At 26.6% G+C, this 18,712-nt stretch carries 17 protein-coding genes; 11 read left to right on the top strand and 6 right to left on the bottom strand.

Going from position 1 to position 18,712, the window contains the following annotated elements; genetic code table 11:
• Nucleotide 1: 1 nt before the first annotated feature.
• The 5 genes from CNZW441b_RS06635 to ccoG all read right to left on the bottom strand — a co-directional run bounded on the left by CNZW441b_RS06635 (nucleotide 2) and on the right by ccoG (nucleotide 8,680).
• The gene (locus tag CNZW441b_RS06635) at nucleotides 2-1,345 is read right to left on the bottom strand and encodes a coproporphyrinogen III oxidase family protein (RefSeq protein WP_131163818.1); all 1,344 of its coding nucleotides are present in this window, start codon (nucleotides 1,343-1,345) and stop codon (nucleotides 2-4) included.
• 208 nt (nucleotides 1,346-1,553) lie between these two features.
• Entirely contained in the window at nucleotides 1,554-3,008 is a 1,455-nt protein-coding gene (cmeC, locus tag CNZW441b_RS06630; RefSeq protein WP_216681346.1) for a multidrug efflux transporter outer membrane subunit CmeC, read from the bottom strand.
• Nucleotides 3,005-6,121 (bottom strand): efflux RND transporter permease subunit, encoded by a 3,117-nt coding sequence (locus CNZW441b_RS06625; RefSeq protein ID WP_216681345.1) that lies wholly within the window; start codon nucleotides 6,119-6,121, stop codon nucleotides 3,005-3,007. The genes cmeC and CNZW441b_RS06625 overlap by 4 nt, the downstream gene beginning before the upstream one ends.
• Complete coding sequence (locus CNZW441b_RS06620; RefSeq protein WP_131165649.1) at nucleotides 6,121-7,224, bottom strand: efflux RND transporter periplasmic adaptor subunit; 1,104 nt, start codon at nucleotides 7,222-7,224, stop codon at nucleotides 6,121-6,123. Before CNZW441b_RS06620 ends, CNZW441b_RS06625 begins: the two co-directional genes overlap by 1 nt.
• 97 nt (nucleotides 7,225-7,321) lie before the next feature.
• On the bottom strand, nucleotides 7,322-8,680 hold the full coding sequence (ccoG, locus tag CNZW441b_RS06615; protein ID WP_216681606.1) for a cytochrome c oxidase accessory protein CcoG: 1,359 nt from the start codon (nucleotides 8,678-8,680) through the stop codon (nucleotides 7,322-7,324).
• A gap of 152 nt (nucleotides 8,681-8,832) precedes the next feature.
• Between ccoG and rpsU the strand changes: the two genes are divergently transcribed.
• The 7 genes from rpsU (at nucleotide 8,833) to CNZW441b_RS06580 (ending at nucleotide 14,607) form a co-directional block, all read left to right on the top strand.
• Nucleotides 8,833-9,045 carry a 30S ribosomal protein S21 gene (rpsU, locus tag CNZW441b_RS06610; protein ID WP_131163823.1) on the top strand — a complete coding sequence of 71 codons (213 nt, stop codon included), beginning with the start codon at nucleotides 8,833-8,835 and terminating at the stop codon, nucleotides 9,043-9,045.
• 163 nt (nucleotides 9,046-9,208) lie between these two features.
• Nucleotides 9,209-9,802: a UPF0323 family lipoprotein gene (locus CNZW441b_RS06605; RefSeq protein WP_131163824.1), complete on the top strand. Its 594-nt coding sequence runs from the start codon at nucleotides 9,209-9,211 to the stop codon at nucleotides 9,800-9,802.
• A gap of 8 nt (nucleotides 9,803-9,810) precedes the next feature.
• Complete coding sequence (locus CNZW441b_RS06600; RefSeq protein WP_131163825.1) at nucleotides 9,811-10,980, top strand: glutathionylspermidine synthase family protein; 1,170 nt, start codon at nucleotides 9,811-9,813, stop codon at nucleotides 10,978-10,980.
• A 2-nt stretch (nucleotides 10,981-10,982) separates the two neighbouring features.
• On the top strand, nucleotides 10,983-11,915 hold the full coding sequence (locus tag CNZW441b_RS06595; RefSeq protein WP_131186490.1) for a D-2-hydroxyacid dehydrogenase: 933 nt from the start codon (nucleotides 10,983-10,985) through the stop codon (nucleotides 11,913-11,915).
• Entirely contained in the window at nucleotides 11,905-12,396 is a 492-nt protein-coding gene (locus CNZW441b_RS06590) for a YajQ family cyclic di-GMP-binding protein (RefSeq protein ID WP_131163827.1), read from the top strand. Before CNZW441b_RS06595 ends, CNZW441b_RS06590 begins: the two co-directional genes overlap by 11 nt.
• Complete coding sequence (locus tag CNZW441b_RS06585; RefSeq protein WP_243830455.1) at nucleotides 12,396-12,869, top strand: hypothetical protein; 474 nt, start codon at nucleotides 12,396-12,398, stop codon at nucleotides 12,867-12,869. Before CNZW441b_RS06590 ends, CNZW441b_RS06585 begins: the two co-directional genes overlap by 1 nt.
• Before the next feature lie 16 nt (nucleotides 12,870-12,885).
• Nucleotides 12,886-14,607, top strand: a complete 1,722-nt coding sequence (locus CNZW441b_RS06580; protein ID WP_131186491.1) for an ATP-binding protein — start codon at nucleotides 12,886-12,888, stop codon at nucleotides 14,605-14,607.
• A 43-nt stretch (nucleotides 14,608-14,650) separates the two neighbouring features.
• Here CNZW441b_RS06580 and CNZW441b_RS06575 read toward each other — a convergent pair whose 3' ends face one another.
• A complete protein-coding gene (locus CNZW441b_RS06575) occupies nucleotides 14,651-15,862 on the bottom strand; it encodes a DUF2920 family protein (RefSeq protein ID WP_216681344.1) in 1,212 nt (403 codons plus the stop codon).
• A gap of 77 nt (nucleotides 15,863-15,939) precedes the next feature.
• Here CNZW441b_RS06575 and pseF point away from each other — a divergent pair, with 77 nt between their 5' ends.
• From pseF to CNZW441b_RS06555, 4 genes are read left to right on the top strand one after another with little or no spacing between them, the layout of a single operon-like run.
• Nucleotides 15,940-16,635, top strand: a complete 696-nt coding sequence (pseF, locus tag CNZW441b_RS06570) for a pseudaminic acid cytidylyltransferase (RefSeq protein ID WP_131163829.1) — start codon at nucleotides 15,940-15,942, stop codon at nucleotides 16,633-16,635.
• Complete coding sequence (locus tag CNZW441b_RS06565; protein ID WP_244985436.1) at nucleotides 16,626-17,306, top strand: class I SAM-dependent methyltransferase; 681 nt, start codon at nucleotides 16,626-16,628, stop codon at nucleotides 17,304-17,306. Before pseF ends, CNZW441b_RS06565 begins: the two co-directional genes overlap by 10 nt.
• Before the next feature lie 10 nt (nucleotides 17,307-17,316).
• Nucleotides 17,317-17,994 (top strand): methyltransferase domain-containing protein, encoded by a 678-nt coding sequence (locus CNZW441b_RS06560; protein ID WP_131165643.1) that lies wholly within the window; start codon nucleotides 17,317-17,319, stop codon nucleotides 17,992-17,994.
• Nucleotides 17,991-18,704, top strand: coding sequence for a WbqC family protein (locus tag CNZW441b_RS06555; protein ID WP_208333017.1), 714 nt, complete (start codon nucleotides 17,991-17,993; stop codon nucleotides 18,702-18,704). Before CNZW441b_RS06560 ends, CNZW441b_RS06555 begins: the two co-directional genes overlap by 4 nt.
• The last annotated feature ends 8 nt before the right edge of the window (nucleotides 18,705-18,712 follow it).

The raw sequence follows: 18,712 nt of genomic DNA, 5'->3' as shown, positions 1-18,712 counted from the left end.
TTTATTGCCCTGATTTAAATTCCATATCAATGGAATTTAAGGGATCTACATTCTCTTTCATTACATCAATAAAATTTTTATTTTTTAATCGTTTATCATCTCTAAAGACTGCACGTACAAGATCCATTCCAGTGTAAAAATCTTTCATTAAAACAACAAAAAGATATTTACCAAAATCAGTACTATAAAAAGAATCATTTTCTTTGTAAATAGCTTTACTCAATTTTAATCCTAAAAGCTCTACAAAAAGATCTTTTTCAAGATTACAATTTAATGTTTTATTAAATTTATTTATTTCAATTTTTCCTGCAAAAATTTCTGTTAGAAAAACGTATTTTATAATTTCTTTTTTATTAAAATAAGCTTTTGCAATATTAGCATTTCGTTCTTCTTTGATAAGCCTTGCATAATCATTTAAATTAAAAGCGTTGATTAAAAGTTCTCCCTCTAGGAAACTAAATGCTCCACTGCCTATACCTAAGTATTCATGATGAGAGCTTACATATTCATCATTTAAGGAATTTTTTTCCAAAGAAAAAGACCAGCTATTATTTTGAGTATAACTTTTTAAATATTCTCGTATTATTTGATAGAATTCAAATTCATTATCTTTAAAGCTTACACCTAAACTTTTAGCAATATTATCTTTGGTAAGATTTGATTTCATTAAAGGATAGGTTGTAATTTGTTGAGGTGCTAAATTTTTTGCAATTTGTAGATCATTTAAAAGTTGATCTTTGGTCTGTCCTGGAAAATTAAAAATTAAATCTATACTAAAAATAGGTAAAATTCCTAAAGCTTTAGATATTTTTTCTTGAAGTTCTTCTGAAGATCCAAATTTATTATATCTTGATATTTTTTTTAATATATCATTGTCAAAACTTTGTATTCCACAACTTAAGCGATCTATAAGACCTTTAAATAAAGTTAATTTTTCAGCTTTTATATGATTTGGATCACTCTCGCAAGAGATTTCTTTGATAGAGAAAAGTTTTTTACAAAGTTCTAAGGTTTTTAAAAGTTCTTCTTCATTGATGAGTGTTGTTCCTCCTCCAACGTATAAAGAAGTGAAATCAAAACCTTGATCTTTTATAATTTGAATTTCGTTTCGTAAATTTTCAAAATAAGATTTAGCTAAATTTTCATTATAATAATATTTATGAAAACTACAGTAAGGACAAAAAGTATGGCAAAATGGTATGTGCATGTATAGCATATATTGTTTTCCATCTTGTGGAACCTTTTTTTTTGGTGTTTTTAAAAGTTCGACATTAAAACCTTGTCTTAAAGATTTTTCCATCATATTATGAGAATATTTTAAAGCAAGATTTTGAAAAAAGTTCATGTTATTCCTATAAATACTAAAATATTAAATAAAAATTTAACAAATTTTTTTTAATTAGCAGTAAATTATTCTTTCTTAATCAAAAAAAGTATTATTAAATAAAAAGATTTTAATTCTATCCTTGTTTTGATAAAATATTTCTAAAATTATTTTTTAAAACTAAATATCTATTTGTAGAATTGTAAATTCAAAATTTTAGAGAATAAAACTATTCTCTAAAAGACATATCTAAATTTTGTGAATCTTTCTCTATATTTTTACTCATATTTTCACTTTGCTCAAAACCTCCTCCAAAAGCTTTAATAACATTTACTATAGAATTAGCATAAGAATATTTAGTATTATTAAAAGCAATTTTTGCGTTGAGCCAGTTTTGACGAGCTTCTAGATAATCTTGTAAAGACATTTCACCTATATCATAGCGTTCTTTGGAAATTTCATAAATTCTTTTATAAGAGTGTTCGCTTGATTGTGCATTATCATATTGTAAACGTATGGTTTTTCTAGCTGCTAATGCATAGCGAATTTCTCCAAAAGCAGTGATTAAAGTATTTTGATAATTTATAAAAGCTTCATCTTTATTGAGTTTTGTTAAATTAATATTTTGATAGATTTCCCCCCAATGAAAAATAGGCATTGTAAAATTTCCACCTATATTCCAAGTCTTAGATCCTCCTTTTATAAGAGTATCTAAATCTTTACTTTCAAATCCCAACAATCCTGTTAGAGAAAGGCTTGGTAAAAATGCTGTGCGAGCTACTCCAACAAGATAGTTTTGTTGAATGAGTTTTTCCAAAGAAGAGCCAATATCAGGTCTTTGGAGTAAAATTGTACTTGAAATTCCAGTTGGTATATTAAATTCTTTAAGATTAAAAGTTTGATAAGCTTGATCTTTGTAAAGTATATCATTTAAATCATTTGAAGTTAAAATTTTTAAAGCTTTTAAGTAATTTTCTTTATTTAATTTTGCTTCATTATATTGCAAAGCTATATTTTCTAAATTAGCTTTTGCTTGAGAAAGTTCGTATTCTCCTACTGCACCTGCTTGAAATTTTTCATCATTTATTCTATAAATTTCTTTTGCAGAATCATAAGCGTCTTTAAGGGCATTTTCGTTTTCATATGCATTTGTAAAATTAAAATAAGCTTGAGCCGTACTTGAAATCACAGAAAGTCTTGCTGCTTCATAATCATATTCACTTGCTTTAAAACCTGATTTGGAAGCACGGTATGTGTCACGATATTTGCCCCAAAAATCGATTTCATAACTTAAATTTAGTCCTATCTTAAAATCATTACTATAATAAACTTTACCTGTTTGATTACTAGGGGCATTTATAGAAGTTTTTGCACGACTTGCATCGGCACTTCCATCTAGTTTTGGTAATAGGCTGCTAAAATCTATACCTAATTGAGCAGAAGCTTGCTCCATATGAATAAAAGCAAGCTTTAAATCATTATTATTTTTAAGAGCTAAATCTATGAGTTTATTTAAATTTTCATCATCAAACTCTTTCCACCATTGTTTTGAAATATTGTTATCTTTTACACTATTTAATTGTTTATCGTCAATAGTGTAATTTGCTTCAGGTATTTTTAAATTAGGGCTTAGAGAGCAAGCACTAAAAAAAAATAAGATAAAAAGATATAGTAATTTATTCATTTTATTTTACCTCTTTTTTTATCTAGCCATTCATTAAAATTTTCTAAAAGATAGAAAAATAATGGAACAAAAAATATTGCCAATGTTGAAGCGGCAATCATTCCTCCTACAAGTCCAGTTCCTAGAGCGTGTCTTGAAGCACTTCCTGCACCACTAGCAAAGATCATTGGTAAAACTCCAAAAGTAAATGCTAAAGAAGTCATAACAATAGGTCTAAATCTTAATTTAGCTGCATTAATCGCTGCTTCAAAAATACTTTTACCTTTTTTTAAACGCTCTTCCATTGCAAATTCTATAATTAAAATAGCATTTTTAGCAGAAAGACCTATTAAAAGCAAAAGTCCTGTTTGAAAGTATATATCATTGTCAAATCCTCTAAGTGCCACAAGCAAAAAGGAACCAAAAACTGCAAAAGGAACAGCCGTAATAACAGCAAGTGGCATTAACCATCTTTCATATTGTGCTGCTAAGATTAAAAACACAAACACCATGCCTAAAACAAAAGCATAAGCTCCAGTACCTTTAGAGCTTACTTCTTGATAAGCCGATCCCGACCAAGCGATAGAATACTCATCTCCTAGACTTTGTTTTGCTACTTCAGCAATAGCATCAATAGCTTGTCCTGAAGTATATCCTGGAGCAGGATCTCCTTGAATTAAAGCTGCCGGGAAAAGATTAAATCTTTTTACATCATCAGGACCAGCAGTTCTTACAAGACTTAAGAATGAATTTAAAGGGATCATTTGATTATCGCTTGATCTTACATAGATATTTTTTAATGCATCTTGAGTATTTCTAAAGTCTCCTAAAGCTCTAATATTTACTTGGAAATTTTTACCCAACATAGGAAAATCATTAACATAATATGTTCCTATAGTTGCACTGATTGTATTAAAAACATCTTGCATATTAAGATTATAATATTTCATCTTATCTCTATCAATAAGAAGTTTATATTGAGGAAAACTTGTATCAAGGGTAGTTCTTACATTGGCAAGCTCTTTTCTTGTTCTTGCAAGTTCAAGCATTTTATTAACATCTTGCTGTATAGCATCATAATCTTTACCACTCTTATTTTGGGCATACATTTCAAAGCCACCTGTCAAACTAAGGCCTGGTATCGGTGGTGGATTTAAAAAATAACTTAATGCATTTCTATCTGCTGCATATTGTTTAAATAATTGTGCGATTAATTGATTAGAACTTTCTTCTCTTTGACTCCAATCTTTAAGTTTGAAAAATACTGCCGCAGCATTTTCTTTTAAAGAACTTGTAAATAAATCAAATCCTACAAGAGAAACACTTGATTCAATGCTTTCTATTTGAGTAGCATTTTGATTGATTTTATCAACTTCTTCAATAGTTCTATGTATAGATGATCCAGAAGGAAGATTGATAATGCTCATAATAACCCCTTGATCTTCAGAAGGAACTAAAGAGCTTGGAACAATTTTATAAAGATAGAAAATAGATCCTATCATAATGAAAAATATAAGAACAAAACGAATAGTTCTTTTTAGTATATAAGCGACACCACTACTAAATACAGAAGTACTCCAATCAAAAAAGTCATTAAATTTTTGAACAAAATAAAAAGGTTTACCTTCATTTCTTGTTAAAAATAAAGCAGATAAAGAAGGAGTAAGTGTTAGAGCAACAAATCCTGAAATAGCAACAGAAATTGCTAAGGTGAGAGCAAATTGTCTTTGAATTTCTCCTACAAATCCTGAAATAAAGGAAACAGGTATAAAAACAGCACACAATACAAGAACGATAGAAATAACAGGTGAACTTACTTCATTCATAGCTTGAATTGCTGCATCTTTAACTGAAATATTGGGATCTTCATGTAAAATTCTATCAATATTTTCAACAACAATAATAGCATCATCTACAACAATACCAATTGCTAAAACAAGAGCAAAAAGTGTTAAAAGATTGATGCTAAAGCCTAAAACATAAAGCACAGCAAAGGTTCCTAATAAAGAAACAGGAACCGCTATCATAGGAATAATAGTCGATCTGAAATTTTTTAAGAAAAGATACATTACAATAAGAACTAATACTAAAGCTTCAACGAAAGTTTTAATAACTTCTTTAATAGAAGCTTTAACAAATATAGTTGTATCATAAGGAGTTCTATATTTTAAACCTTCTGGAAAATTTTTAGAAAGTTCTTGCATTCTTTCTTCAACAAGTTTTGCAGTATTTACAGCATTTGCTCCTGATTGCAAATTAATCATAATTGGAACAGCTGAACTTGTGTCTGAGCGACCTGTAGAATTATATTGTTTTGCACCTATTTCTACTTGTGCCACATCTTTAATTCTTAAAAAAGAATTATCTTCATTAACTCTTAAAATAATATTTTCAAATTCTTGTGGAGTTTGAAGTCTTCCTTGCATAGTGATAGTAAGAACTTGGGGCGATTTATTAACTACAGGTTCCTCTCCGATTTTTCCTGTAGCATATTGAGCGTTTTGATCGTTTATTGCACTTATAACATCATTTGCAGTAACACCATATTTATTTAATAAATCAGGTTTTAACCAAATTCTCATCGAATAGTCTTTTTCGCCTATTGCAGAGATATTACCAACGCCTGGGACTCTTTTTAGTTCATCTAAAATATTTAAAGAAACATAATTATAAATATCTATATCACTCATTGAGCCATCTTCTGAATATACAGAAAGTACCTCAAGTATCGTAGAAGAAGATTTTCTAACAGTGACTCCAAGTTTTTTTACAGCTTCTGGAAGTTTGGCTGTTGCTTCTGAAATTCTATTATTTACATCAATTGTTGCTTGATCTGGATCGGTTCCTATATCAAAATAAACAGTTAATCTCATTTGCCCTGGAGAACTTGTAGAATCCATATAAATCATATTTTCTACACCATTAATTGCATCTTCAATGGGTGTTGCAACTGTTGATGCAATAGTTCTAGCATCTGCTCCTGTATAAGTAGCACTTACTTGAACGGTTGGTGGAGTTAAAGAGGGGTATTGTTCTACTGGTAGATTTACTAAACCAATAGCTCCAGCGATTGAAATTATTATAGCGACTACAGAGGCAAATATAGGTCTTTCTATAAAAAATTTAGAAAACATTATTTGCTCCCAACTTCTTGAACATCAGAGCCTATACGAATTTTTTTGAAATTATCTAAAATAACTTTATCATTATCTTTAAGCCCTGAACTAATAATGGCATATTCATTATCTTGATAACTTATATGAACTGGAGTTTTGGTTACTTTGTTATTAACTATAGTATAAACATAAATTTCATTTTGGTTTTGCATTATAGCACTTTGAGGAATTTTATAGCCATTTTTTTGGATAAAGCCTTCAGATGTAATATTTGCAAAAGATCCTGGAAGCAAACTAGAGTTGTTATTATCAAAAACAGCTTTGGCTTTTACGCTCCCACTTTTAGAATCAATTACAGAATCAATAAAATATAATTTTCCTTGTTTGATTTCTCCATTGATATTTAAGATAGCATGAATATTATCAAGTTCCCATTTTCCAGTTTGTACATTGCGATTAAGATTAAGCTTATCTGTATCAGAGATATAAAAATCAGCATAAATTGGATTAAGATTTGTAACACGAACAAGCTCTGTGGTGCTTGCACTGACAAAATCTCCTATATTAATTAACGCATCACCTATTACACCATCAAATGGAGCAATAATTTGAGTATAATTTAAATCAATTTTAGCACTAGCTAAATCCGCTCTTGCACTTGTAAGATTAGCCTTAGCACTATCAAAATTTGCTAAAGAAGTATCGTATTCTTTTTGTGAAATAGCTTTCTTTTCAAATAAAATTTTATTTCTTTCATACTCTTTTGAAGCACTATCAAAATTTGCTTTTGCTGTTAAAACTTTTCCATAAGCAGAATTTACATTTGCTTCAAATTTATTAGGCTCGATTAAAAAAAGTTTTTGACCTTTTTTTACAAAATCTCCAGCTTTAAAGTATTTTTCAATTATAATCCCGCTTACTTGAGGTTTTATGATTACATCATAATCACTTACTAATTTTGCAGGATAGGTAAATTTTAAAGGTAAGTCTTCGCCTTTAGCACTCATGGCGCTTACAGGTTGTGCTGGCATAGCCATTTTTGGAGTTTCTTTTTCATTACAAGCACTAATAAAAATTGCAATACCTAAAATTAGAAGAATATTCTTTTTAAAAATCATTATTTCTCCTTTTTAAATTTAACAATCTTTGTAAATCAAAACTTTTATTATAACTTTTGATTTTTAACCTAAAGTTAATTAAATTTTTGCTTAAGGTTTTTTATTTTTCCGATTTTTTTGGATAAATAAAAATGCTTTTTCTATAAACAAAAATTTTATTATCATCAACAGCATAAGCTTTAATTGTAATAGGAACAATAATATCTTTTTGTGTATTAGAATTTAAATTGTTTTTAGCTTTTAATACGATAATTTTTTTTGTTTTAGCTCCAGCTTCAAGTTTAAAAGGTTTTTTAGGTCTTAGAATTTCTATATCTGAGTTTAATTTTCCATCTGTTTCTATTTCAAAATAATACTCATGTGCTTGATTATCAGTATTTTGAAATAAAAATGTATAAGCATTAGTTATTTCTAATTTTCCATTTTTATTATCAATGCTATAAAGTTCGCTATTGCGATTAATATTTAAAAGCATCTTTTCTTTTTTGCTACCTGTGATAATTAATAAAACTAAAATAATTAAAAGAACTATTAAATAACCAATAGTTTTAAATCTTAAAAATTTAACCTTACTTTTAGTTTTCATAGCTTCTATACTTGTCCATTCTATAAGACTTGGACGATTAAATTTGTTTTGAATTTTAGAGCAAGCATCAGCACATTCAAGACAATTAATGCATTCAAGTTGCATTCCTTTACGTATATCAATATGTGTAGGGCAAATATCAACACAAGCTTCACATCCTATACAATCTCCTTGTGGAGGTTTTTTATAAAGTTTAATTTTATCCTTATAGATTATTCCTCCTCTTTTCTCATCGTAAATTACTTGCATTGTATTATGATCAAACATAACAGATTGAATTCTTGCATAAGGACAAACATAAATACAAAATTTCTCAGCCCACCAAGTTATATCAAAAGTTAAAAATAGAGAAACAAAAAATAAAATTCCAACTAAAAGTAAGTGTTCTTGAGGATTTTTTAAATAATTAAAAAATATTTCAGGAGGCACAAAATACCATAAAAAATTACTTACTGCTATTAAAGAAATCATATAAAAAATTAAAATTCCAAAAATTTTTTTAATAAAATTTTTAGGATATTCTTTTTGTTTGTTATTTATATTTTTGCGGATTTTAAGGAGTTTTGTTTGAATTAAATCTCTATAAATAACACGAAATAATGTTTGAGGACAACTCCAAGCACACCAAATTCTACCTGCTAAAGTTGTTATAAAAAATATTCCTATAAAAAGAAACATTAATATAAAAGGCATAAGATAAAGTTCTTGAGTATCAAAAGATATGAAAAATAAATTAAGTTTCTCATTTATAAAATCAAGAAGAAAAAAATGATTATTATTGATTCTAACAAAAGGTAAAATAAAAATAATTAAGGTAATTATAAAATAAGTAATATAGCGTTTTTTTGTGTAATTAGTAATATATTGCATAATAAATTCCTAAATAAATTATATTTTTGAGTTTATAAATCTTATAATTTCAAAAGATTATAACTTTTAAAAAATAATTTAAGCTTAAAGATTTATTTAGTAATTTTTACGTAGAATTCAAAGCCAAAAAATTTTAATGAAAGGTGGTGAGGGTAGTGCCAGGAATTAAGGTGCATCCTAACGAGTCTTTTGATGAAGCATACCGTAAGTTTAAAAAGCAAGTAGATAGAAATCTTGTTGTAACTGAAGTAAGAGCAAGAAGATTTTTTGAACCTATGACTGAAATTCGTAAAAAGCAAAAAATTTCAGCACGTAAGAAAATGCTTAAAAAACTTTATATGCTAAGACGCTACGAGTCAAGACTTTAAAATCAAAAGCCTTTTTTGGCTTTTGATTAACTATACAATAAATTTAACACTATAGAATACCCTTAAGTTTACAATGTTTTTCAAGGATTGCTACTAGATTTAAAATTTATTATAAAATTTTGTTAAAATTTTAAAAATTTTTAAATAATCAAAGGAATATCGTATGAAGCATATTAAAAAAATTATTGAAATTAGTGTATTAGGTGGTTTAAGTGTAATTTCTTTAGGAGCTTTAAGCGGTTGTAATTCAACTCAAGATAACTCTTTGACTGAAACAAAAGCACAAGAGGGTGCTTTTGTAATTATAGAAGAAATAGCGCCAAATCAATATAAAATCAAAGATCAATATCCTAGTAATGAAACAAGAGTTATTTTAAAAGAATTAAATGGCACAGAAAGAATTTTAAGTAAAGAAGAAATGGATGCTTTGATTAAAGAAGAGGCTGCTAAAATTGATAATGGAACATCAAATTTAACCAAAGATAATGCTCAAATGAGTAGTGGGGGATTATCTTTGGGGGAAACTTTGCTTGCTAGTGCAGCTGGGGCTATACTTGGAAGTTGGATAGGTTCAAAACTTTTTAATAATTCTAATTTTGCCAATCAACAAAGAGGAGCTTTTTCTAATCAAAGTGCTTATCAAAGGAGTGTAAATAGTTTTAATCAAGCAAATTCAGCTAAAGCTGGAAATTCTGGTAAATCTGGCTTTTTTGGAGGTGGTTCTAAGGCAAATTCTCAAACAAGTTTTGGATCTTAAGGATAAAAATGAAATTATTAAAAGTAGAAAAATTAAAAAAAGATTATTTAGAAAGTATAGGTTTTTCTTGGCATACAGATTCTGATGGAAGTGATTATATAAGTGATGAGTTAGTATGTGTCAATTCAAATGAGGCTAATGCATATTATGAAGCTGCAAATGAACTTTATGATATGTTTATAGCAGCAGCTCAAAATGTTATAGATAATGATCGTTTTGATGAATTAGCTATCCCTTTTAATCTTAGAGATATTATTAAGATTAGCTGGGAAAACGAAGTTCATTGGCATTTATATGGTAGATTTGATTTTGCTGGTGGTATTGATGGAAAACCTATAAAATTATTAGAATTTAATGCTGATACCCCTACTATGCTTTTTGAAAGTGCTATTTTACAATGGGCATTACTTAAACAAAATAATATGGACGAAAGATCTCAGTTTAACAATATTTATGAAGCTTTAATGGATAATTTTAAAAGACTTATTACTTTAAATGATGATCCTAGTTCTTTTGAGGAATATTATCAAGGTTGGAAAATTCTTTTTTCAAGCATTGCTAATAATCAAGAAGAAATCCTTACAACAAAATTGCTTGAGCATATTGCAAAAGAAGCAGGATTTCATACCCATTTTGCCTATGTTGATGAGGTAGAATTTAATGAAAATGAAGGAATTTTTAAAGATGGGCAAAATTATGAATACTGGTTTAAGCTTATTCCTTGGGAGGATATAGCCATAGAAGAAGGAGAACTTGCTGCTCTTTTAACACAGATTATGAAAAATCAAAAAGCTATTATTTTAAATCCTGCTTACACTTTGCTTTTTCAAAGTAAGGGTATTATGAAAATTTTATGGGAACTTTATCCAAATCATCCTTTACTTTTAGAAACAAAAGATAAGCCTTTAAGTGGTAAATCTTATGTTAAAAAACCTATTTTTGGTAGAGAAGGTGCAAATATTAGTATAATAAAAAATGACGAAGTAATTTGTGAAAATCAAGGTCCTTATCAAAATAATTTCATTTATCAGGAATTTATAGAATTAAATGAATATAATAAAGAGTATTATCAAGCAGGAGTATTTTTTGCTTATGAAGGTTGTGGTTTAGGTTTTAGAAAAGGTTCTATGATATTAGACAATACCTCTAAATTTGTAGGACATATTATCGAGGAATAAAAATGAAAATTGTATGTTTAGATGCTAAAACTCTGGGAAATTATGATTTATCTATCTTTAATGATTTTGGTGAGTTTAAATCTTATGAAATTACTAAAAAAGATGAGGTGATTGAAAGATTAAAAGAAGCAGATGTTGCAATGGTTAATAAAATTATCATTGATAAGGAAGTAATTGATAATACAAATTTAAAACTCATTTTAGAAACAGCAACAGGAGTAAATAATATCGATGTTACTTATGCTAACTCTAAAGGAATCAAGGTTAAAAATGTCGAAGCTTACTCAACTAAAAGCGTAGTACAACATACTTTTGCTTTACTTTTTGCTTTTTTAAATCAAATTATTTATTATGATAAATGGTGCAAAGAACAAAAGTGGGTTCAAAGTCCTATATTTACAGATTTTAGCAAAATTTTACATTCTTTAGAGAATAAAAAATATGGTATTATAGGACTTGGAACTATAGGAAAAGAAGTGGCTAAGATTGCAAATTCTTTTGGGGCTAATGTTTGTTATTATTCTACTTCAGGACTCAATCATAATAGCGATTATATTTCTTTAAATTTAGATGAGTTATTAAATACTTGTGATATTATTAGTATTCATGCCCCTTTAAATGATAAAACTTATAATTTAATTGATTATGAAAAAATGAAACTTTTAAAAGATAGTGCAATTTTAATTAATGTCGGTAGAGGCGGGATTATCAATGAGCAAGATCTAGCAAAAATTATGGATGAAAAAGGAATTCGTGTAGGACTTGATGTATTGGAAAAAGAACCAATGATGCAAGATCATCCTCTTTTAAAAATCAAAAATATACAAAATTTAATTCTTACTCCGCATATTGCTTGGGCAAGTGAAGAGGCTATTGATAATTTAATGAAAAAAGTATATCAAAATCTTAAAGAATGGATTGAAAATGGCAAATGAGCATAGTTTTGATATTTCAGCAGCAATTGATAAACAAGAGCTAAAAAATGCTTTTGAACAAGCAAAAAAAGAGCTTGATACGCGTTATGATTTAAAAGGTATAAAAACTGAAATTGAATACAATGAAAAAGAAAATATTTTTAAATTAAATTCTTCAAGTGAAGCAAAACTTGATGTTTTAAAGGATATTTTAATCTCTAAATTTATTAAAAGAGGTATTAATTCTAATGCGGTTAAAGAGCTTTTAAAAGAAAAAGGAGCAATGTATCGTTTAAGTTTAAAGGTAAATGATAGCATAGATAGCGAAAATGCTAAAAAAATTAATAAAGCAATCAAAGATAGCAAATTTAAGGTAAATTCTAGCATACGAGGTGATGAAATTCGCGTAGTTTCAAAGCAAATTGATGATTTGCAAAGTATAATGCATTTAGTAAAAAATCTTAATTTAGATCTTAATTTGACTTTTAAGAATTTAAAGTAATGAAGAAAATATATCTTCTTATTATTTTATTTTTTTTAAGTGCTTGTTCCATAAAAACTCATGAAACAAATACTAAAAGTGTTATGATCAGTTTTAATTCTTCTTTTGTGCGTATTCAAGATGTAGGTTTTTTAGAACAAAATGATAAAGTAACTTATCTAGAAATTTATAAATTAGGGAAAGCCTTTTTTAGAATTAAAATAGAAGATAAAATTTGTTTAAATGAAATTTGTTATGATAAAAAGCTTTTCAATAAAAGATTTTTTAAAAATTCTTTTTATGATGATTTTTTAGAAGATATTTTAAAAAATAAACCTTTATTTAATGCCAAAAACTTGCAAAAACAAGATTGTGGTTTTACTCAATCAATTAAAGGATTAGATTATGATATTGTTTATGAGATTTGCAATAATCAAACGTTTTTTTTAGATAAATTAAATAAAACAAAAATTACAATACAAAAGCTTGATTAAATCCTTAAGGAAATTTATGTTAGATCTTAAAGAGTTTTTAAATACAAAAGATATAGAAAAAACAAAACTTTATCAAAAACTCAAATGCTCTAAAAATGAAGCTTTGATTTTGAAAGAACTTTGCAAAAATTATGTTGTTTCTGTATCAAGTATTAATGCTTTTGCCTTATTAAGCGGGATTTTTAAACAAGAAAAATATGCCTATTTAGATGCTTTAGAAGATTTAAAAAAGCTTTTAGAAAGAGGATTTATTACCCAAAGTTTAAATTTTTTAAAAAGTTCTAGAGTGGGTAAAATTTCAAATTCGAGATTAAATCTTTTGCAAAGTGATATTAGTTTAAGTGAGTATTTTTTAGACTTTTTAGAAGATAAACCTAAATTAAAACTTAATAAAAAAGATCCTTATGAGAATTTTTTAGAATATTTAAAAGATGAGTTTTATAAAATTGAACTCTATGAAAAATTAAGTTTTATTAAGCTTAATTCTTATAATCTGGAACTTAAAAATCAAATCAAAGAATTTGAAAAATACATAAAAGAACGTTTAAAGCTTAGTAAATTTTATAATGTTTTAGCTGATATTTTTAAAGAAAATAAGTTAAATTATAAAGAACAGATTTTGTTTTTAGCACTTTTAAGGGAAGAATATGCCTTAACAAATGAAAATTCTAGTTCAAGGGAATTTAATTTTTTACTTTCTTTGATTAGCGAAAATGATTTAGATAAAAGAGCTAATAAAAAATTACTAGAAGAAGGATCAAAACTTATTGATCTTGACTTAATTGAATATGATGAGTATTTACAAGATTTTGGAGAGTTAGCGAGGAGTTTTTTTATTAGTGATAAAATTCTGCAAAGAGTTGTAAATTTTGAACCAAAACAAAATAAAAAAATTAAATTAGAGAGTGTTTTAAAAGAGCAAGATATTTTTGAACTTATAGAACCAAATACTGATATAAATGACATTATAATGCCCAAACAAACCAAAGAGCTTTTAGATACTATTTTAAAGCAACAAGATAAAAAAGTTTTAGAAAGACTTACTAAATGGGGTATTAAAACGGGTAAGGATATTGAAGCAAAAATCATTTTTTATGGACCAGCTGGGACGGGCAAAACTATGTCAGCTCTTTCTTTAGCTAAATCGATGAAAAAATCAGTTCTTAGTTTTGATTGTTCTAAAATTTTAAGCAAATGGGTTGGAGAAAGCGAGCAAAATGTAAGAAAAATTTTCGATACTTATAAAAATATCACCCAAACTTGTAAACAAAATCCTATACTTTTGCTTAATGAGGCTGATCAGTTTTTAAGCACAAGAATAGAAAGTACTAGCGGAAGCGATAAAATGCACAATCAAATGCAAAATATTTTTTTAGAGCAAATAGAGAAATTTAATGGAGTAATTATTGCAACAACAAATTTCTTAGAAAGTTTAGATAGTGCTTTTTCAAGAAGATTTGATTATAAAATTGAATTTAAAAAACCAGATTTTGAAGATAGGCTTAAAATTTGGAAGAAATTTTTGCCCAAAAATGCTGAATTTGATAAAGAATTTGATGAAAAAATTTTAGCAAATTATGAATTAAGTGGAGCGCAAATTTTAATGGTGGTAAAAAATACTGCCTTAAAAGCCGCAGTTTCTAAAGAAGGCATTTTTAAAATGAAAGATTTTATAGAAAACATACAAAAAGAATTTAATTCTAGTTTTGATAAAACAAAGATAGTGGGTTTAATTTAAATAATATTAAAATTTTAGATTTTTAAAATCTAACCAAACCCACTTATTTAATTTCCAAAACAAATTTATCCTCTTTATCCTTAAAAGTAAAAACTTTATTTTTACAAGGATAAGAAATAGAATTTTCTTTCATAAAAGAATTTCTATTTTTTAATTTTTCTAATACTATAGGTAATTCTTGTCTAAATAAAGCCTTATCAGTCATTCTTAAACTATGTTCTAAACTTTTAACTAATTTTCCATCAATTTGATCTTCACTTTCTATTAAATGTAAAGTAGAATCAAAGCCTAGGTTTTTATAAAAATCATAAAGACATTTTTTACTATCAGCAGTTTTAAATTCATCTTTTAGACTGTGATAAGAAATATAAATAATATTTTTATTTTTTTCATTTTGCAAAAGAATATGATCTTTATTAAGCAAAGCTCTTATCATATAGTTTTCATCGCTAAAATAAAAATTAGAGTTGATATCTCTTGTCCAAAATGTTTTAACATAAGTTTGTATAAAAGTATTTGGATCGTTAAAGGTATAATCAGAAACTCCAAATTCTCTGCCCAAAATAGAAGCTAAATTAGGAAAGGCTCCTCCTGAATTATCAATCACCCCATCAACATACCAAGGAGCAATCTTAGCTATAAGCAAGGATAAGTATCCACCATAAGACCCCCCCCCATAAATTTTAGGCAAATTTTTAAATTCAGGATAGTTTTTAACTATATCTTTTAAAGCATTGATATGATCAATTGCTGCCATAATACCATAGTTTTGATATTCATTATTTGGTGGGATAAAGGTTGAAGTAAAAATGGCTTTATAGTTTTTATCAAGTTTGTTTTGACTTTTTAGTTCATATAAAGTTTGATTTAGAATTTCATAATAAACTTGTGCATTATCTGTGGTTAGATTATGGGTGTTGAGATTGAATGTTTCTAAGCAAGATTTTAAATTAGGTAAATCTAAATTTGTAAAAGAAGTTATTGCACTATATTTTTCATCTAAACTTTTTCTCATGCAAAAACAATGATAAAAAACATTAACCACTACTACATCAAAATTTTTAGCTAAATATTCTCTATCAAAATCTAAAAAAGATATATTAGCATTAGCTCCAAAACCACCTATAATAAAAACTATAGCTTTTAAATCTTTACTATCATCAAAAGTAATTCTATACTCAAGCTTACTTTCTCTTTTTATATTAAGTTCAACATCATCACAAGAATTTATTTCATAAAATTTATTTATTAGCATGGTAAATCTTTTTATAAAAATAAGAAACAATTATACTTAAACTTAGTAAAATTATAGTTTTATTTTGAGAGGTAAAAATGAAAAATCTTTGCATTATTCCAGCACGTGGAGGAAGCAAGAGAATTCCTAGAAAAAATATTGTTGATTTTTTAGGTAAGCCTTTGATTGCTTATAGTATAGAAAATGCTTTAAATTCAAAACTTTTTGATGAAGTTATTGTTTCAAGTGATGATGATGAAATTATAGAAATAGCAATGAAATATGGAGCAAAAGCTCCTTTTAAAAGGGATAAAAATTTAAGTGATGATTTTACTTCAAGCACAACTGTTATTCAAAATGCTATTAAAGTTTTAGCTTTAAAAAATCAACACTATGATAATGTTTGTTGTCTTTATGCTACAGCACCTTTAATCAATGAAAAAATTTTAAAAGATGCTTATGAAATTTTTATCCAAAATGGGAGTAAATTTCTTTTTGGTGCTACTGAGTTTGATTATCCTATACAAAGGGCATTTTATTTAGATGATAAAAAAAGTGTTTTTATGTTTGATGAAACATTTTATGAAAAAAGATCCCAAGATTTAATCAAAGCTTATCATGATACAGGAACATTTTATTTTGGAAAGAGCAAAGCTTGGCTTGAAACTAACTTTATGTTTAAATCTTATTCTAGTGTTTATGTGTTGCCTAGAACTTTGGTATGTGATATAGATACCCCACAAGATTTAGAATTTGCTAAATTACTATTTCAAAGGAATAAAGGATGTTTATAAAGAATTTAAAAGGATTTAAATATCCTGATATGGAAATTGTAAGATGGTTTTTTAAAAATAAACTTGATACTTTAAAAAATGAGAAGGTTTTAGAATTTGCTTCACACAATGGTAACAATTTAAGCCTTTTTGCAAATTATGATTATGAGTGTTTAGGTGTTGAGCTTAGTAAAGAGCATTATGAAAATGCAAAATATAATTTTGATGGAATTTTAAAATATAAAAAATTTAAATTTTTTAATGAAAATATGTTAGATTTTGCTAAAAATTATAAGAATTTAAATGCTAAAGTTTTTTTAATTCCTAATGTAATTAATTTTATTACTAAAAATGAGCTTAAAACTCTGCTTTTAAATGCTAGAAAGAATCATCTTTACGTCTACGGGGGGGGGGATTTTTCTTTTTTCTTTTTAAGGGCAAGAAGTATTAAAGATCATCGTTATAAACTTGGAAAAACGCTAGAAAATGGAAGTTTTATTTTAAATAATGATGAATTTAGCGGAGAAAAAGATTGTCTTTGCACTTGTTATGAAGAATACGAACTTGTAGAATATTTAAAAGAGTATTTAAATTTATATGATTTTGAGGTGATTATGAGCGAAAATATCAATGTTAAAAATAAAATTTTTATCAAAGATAGCGATATAATCGTATATGGAAAAATAAAATAGAAGGAAAATAATGTATATTAGAGACTTAAAAGGTTTGAAATTCCCAGACTTAGCAGTGATTAAATTTTTTTTTAAAAATAATTTACATCAAAGAGATAAAAATAACAAAGTTTTAGAATTTGCTTGTTCTAATGGTAATAATCTTTCTTTGTTTGCAAATTATGATTATGAGTGTTTAGGTGTGGATTTTAATGCATTAAATATAGAAAATGCTAATTTTAATTTTACAAATATTATTAAGGCTAAAAATTTTAAATTTTTTAAAGATGATATTTTAGAATTTCCTAAAAAAAATCCTGATATTAAGGCTGATATTTTTTTAATTCCTAATGTAATTAATTATCTTCATAGGGAAGATTTTTTAAATCTCTTAAATAATTCAAAAGAATATAAAATGTTTAAAGAAAATGCTTTATTCTTTCTAAGAACAAGAAGTATTCGAGATTTTCGCTATGGTTTTGGAGAAAAAATAGCTCATAATACTTTTAAAATTAATCACGATGATACAACTGGGGAGCTAGGTTGTATTAATACTCTTTATCAAGAATACGAACTTGTAGAGTATTTAAAAGAGTATTTAAATTTATATGATTTTAAAGTTTTAAATTATGAAGCTACAAATATTATGGGTGAAGATGATGCGAAAATTTTTGATAGTGATATAGTGATTTATGGAAAGATAAAATGATAGCTATAATGCAACCCACTTTTTTGCCTTGGATTGGCTATTTTTGCATGATAGCAAAAGTTAAATATTTTGTTTTTTTAGATAATGTGCAATTTGAGCAAAGATCTTGGCAAAGTAGAAATAAGATCAAACTTCAAGAAAAGGAGCATTTTATTTCTCTTTCGCATCAAAAAACATCACAAAAAACTTTAATTTGTGATATAAAATTAAGTAAAGATACAAAGTGGAAAGATAAGATTTTAAAAACTTTTTATCATGCTTATAGCAAAAGTGATAATTTTAATCTTATATTTGATTTATTAAAACATAATTTAAATAAACATGAAAATTTATGCGAGTTAAATATCTCTTTAATTATCGCAATTTGTAAAATTTTAGAGATTAATACCCCTTTGTTTAAATCTTCGATGCTAGATTTAAGTGATTTAAAAAGAGAAAATTTGCTTGTTGAGATTTGCAAAAAATTAGATTCTAATCATTATTTATCGGCCAATGGTTCTAAAGCTTATTTGGATAAAAAAGAAGCTAAAGAATTATTTAAAGACAATAAAATAAGTATTTCATACTTTGATTTTATTCATCCAATATATAAGCAAAATTTAAATAAACAACAGAGGGGAGAGGGATTTATATCTTATTTAAGTATAGTTGATTTTTTGTGTAGCGTAAAAGAGCCAAAAGAAGAATTTAAAAAAATAATACTAAAGTAGATTAAAGG

Origin of the sequence: Campylobacter novaezeelandiae (genome assembly GCF_018968685.1) — a bacterium.
Lineage (GTDB): Bacteria > Campylobacterota > Campylobacteria > Campylobacterales > Campylobacteraceae > Campylobacter_D > Campylobacter_D novaezeelandiae.
This window is presented reverse-complemented; position numbering and strand designations above follow the sequence as displayed.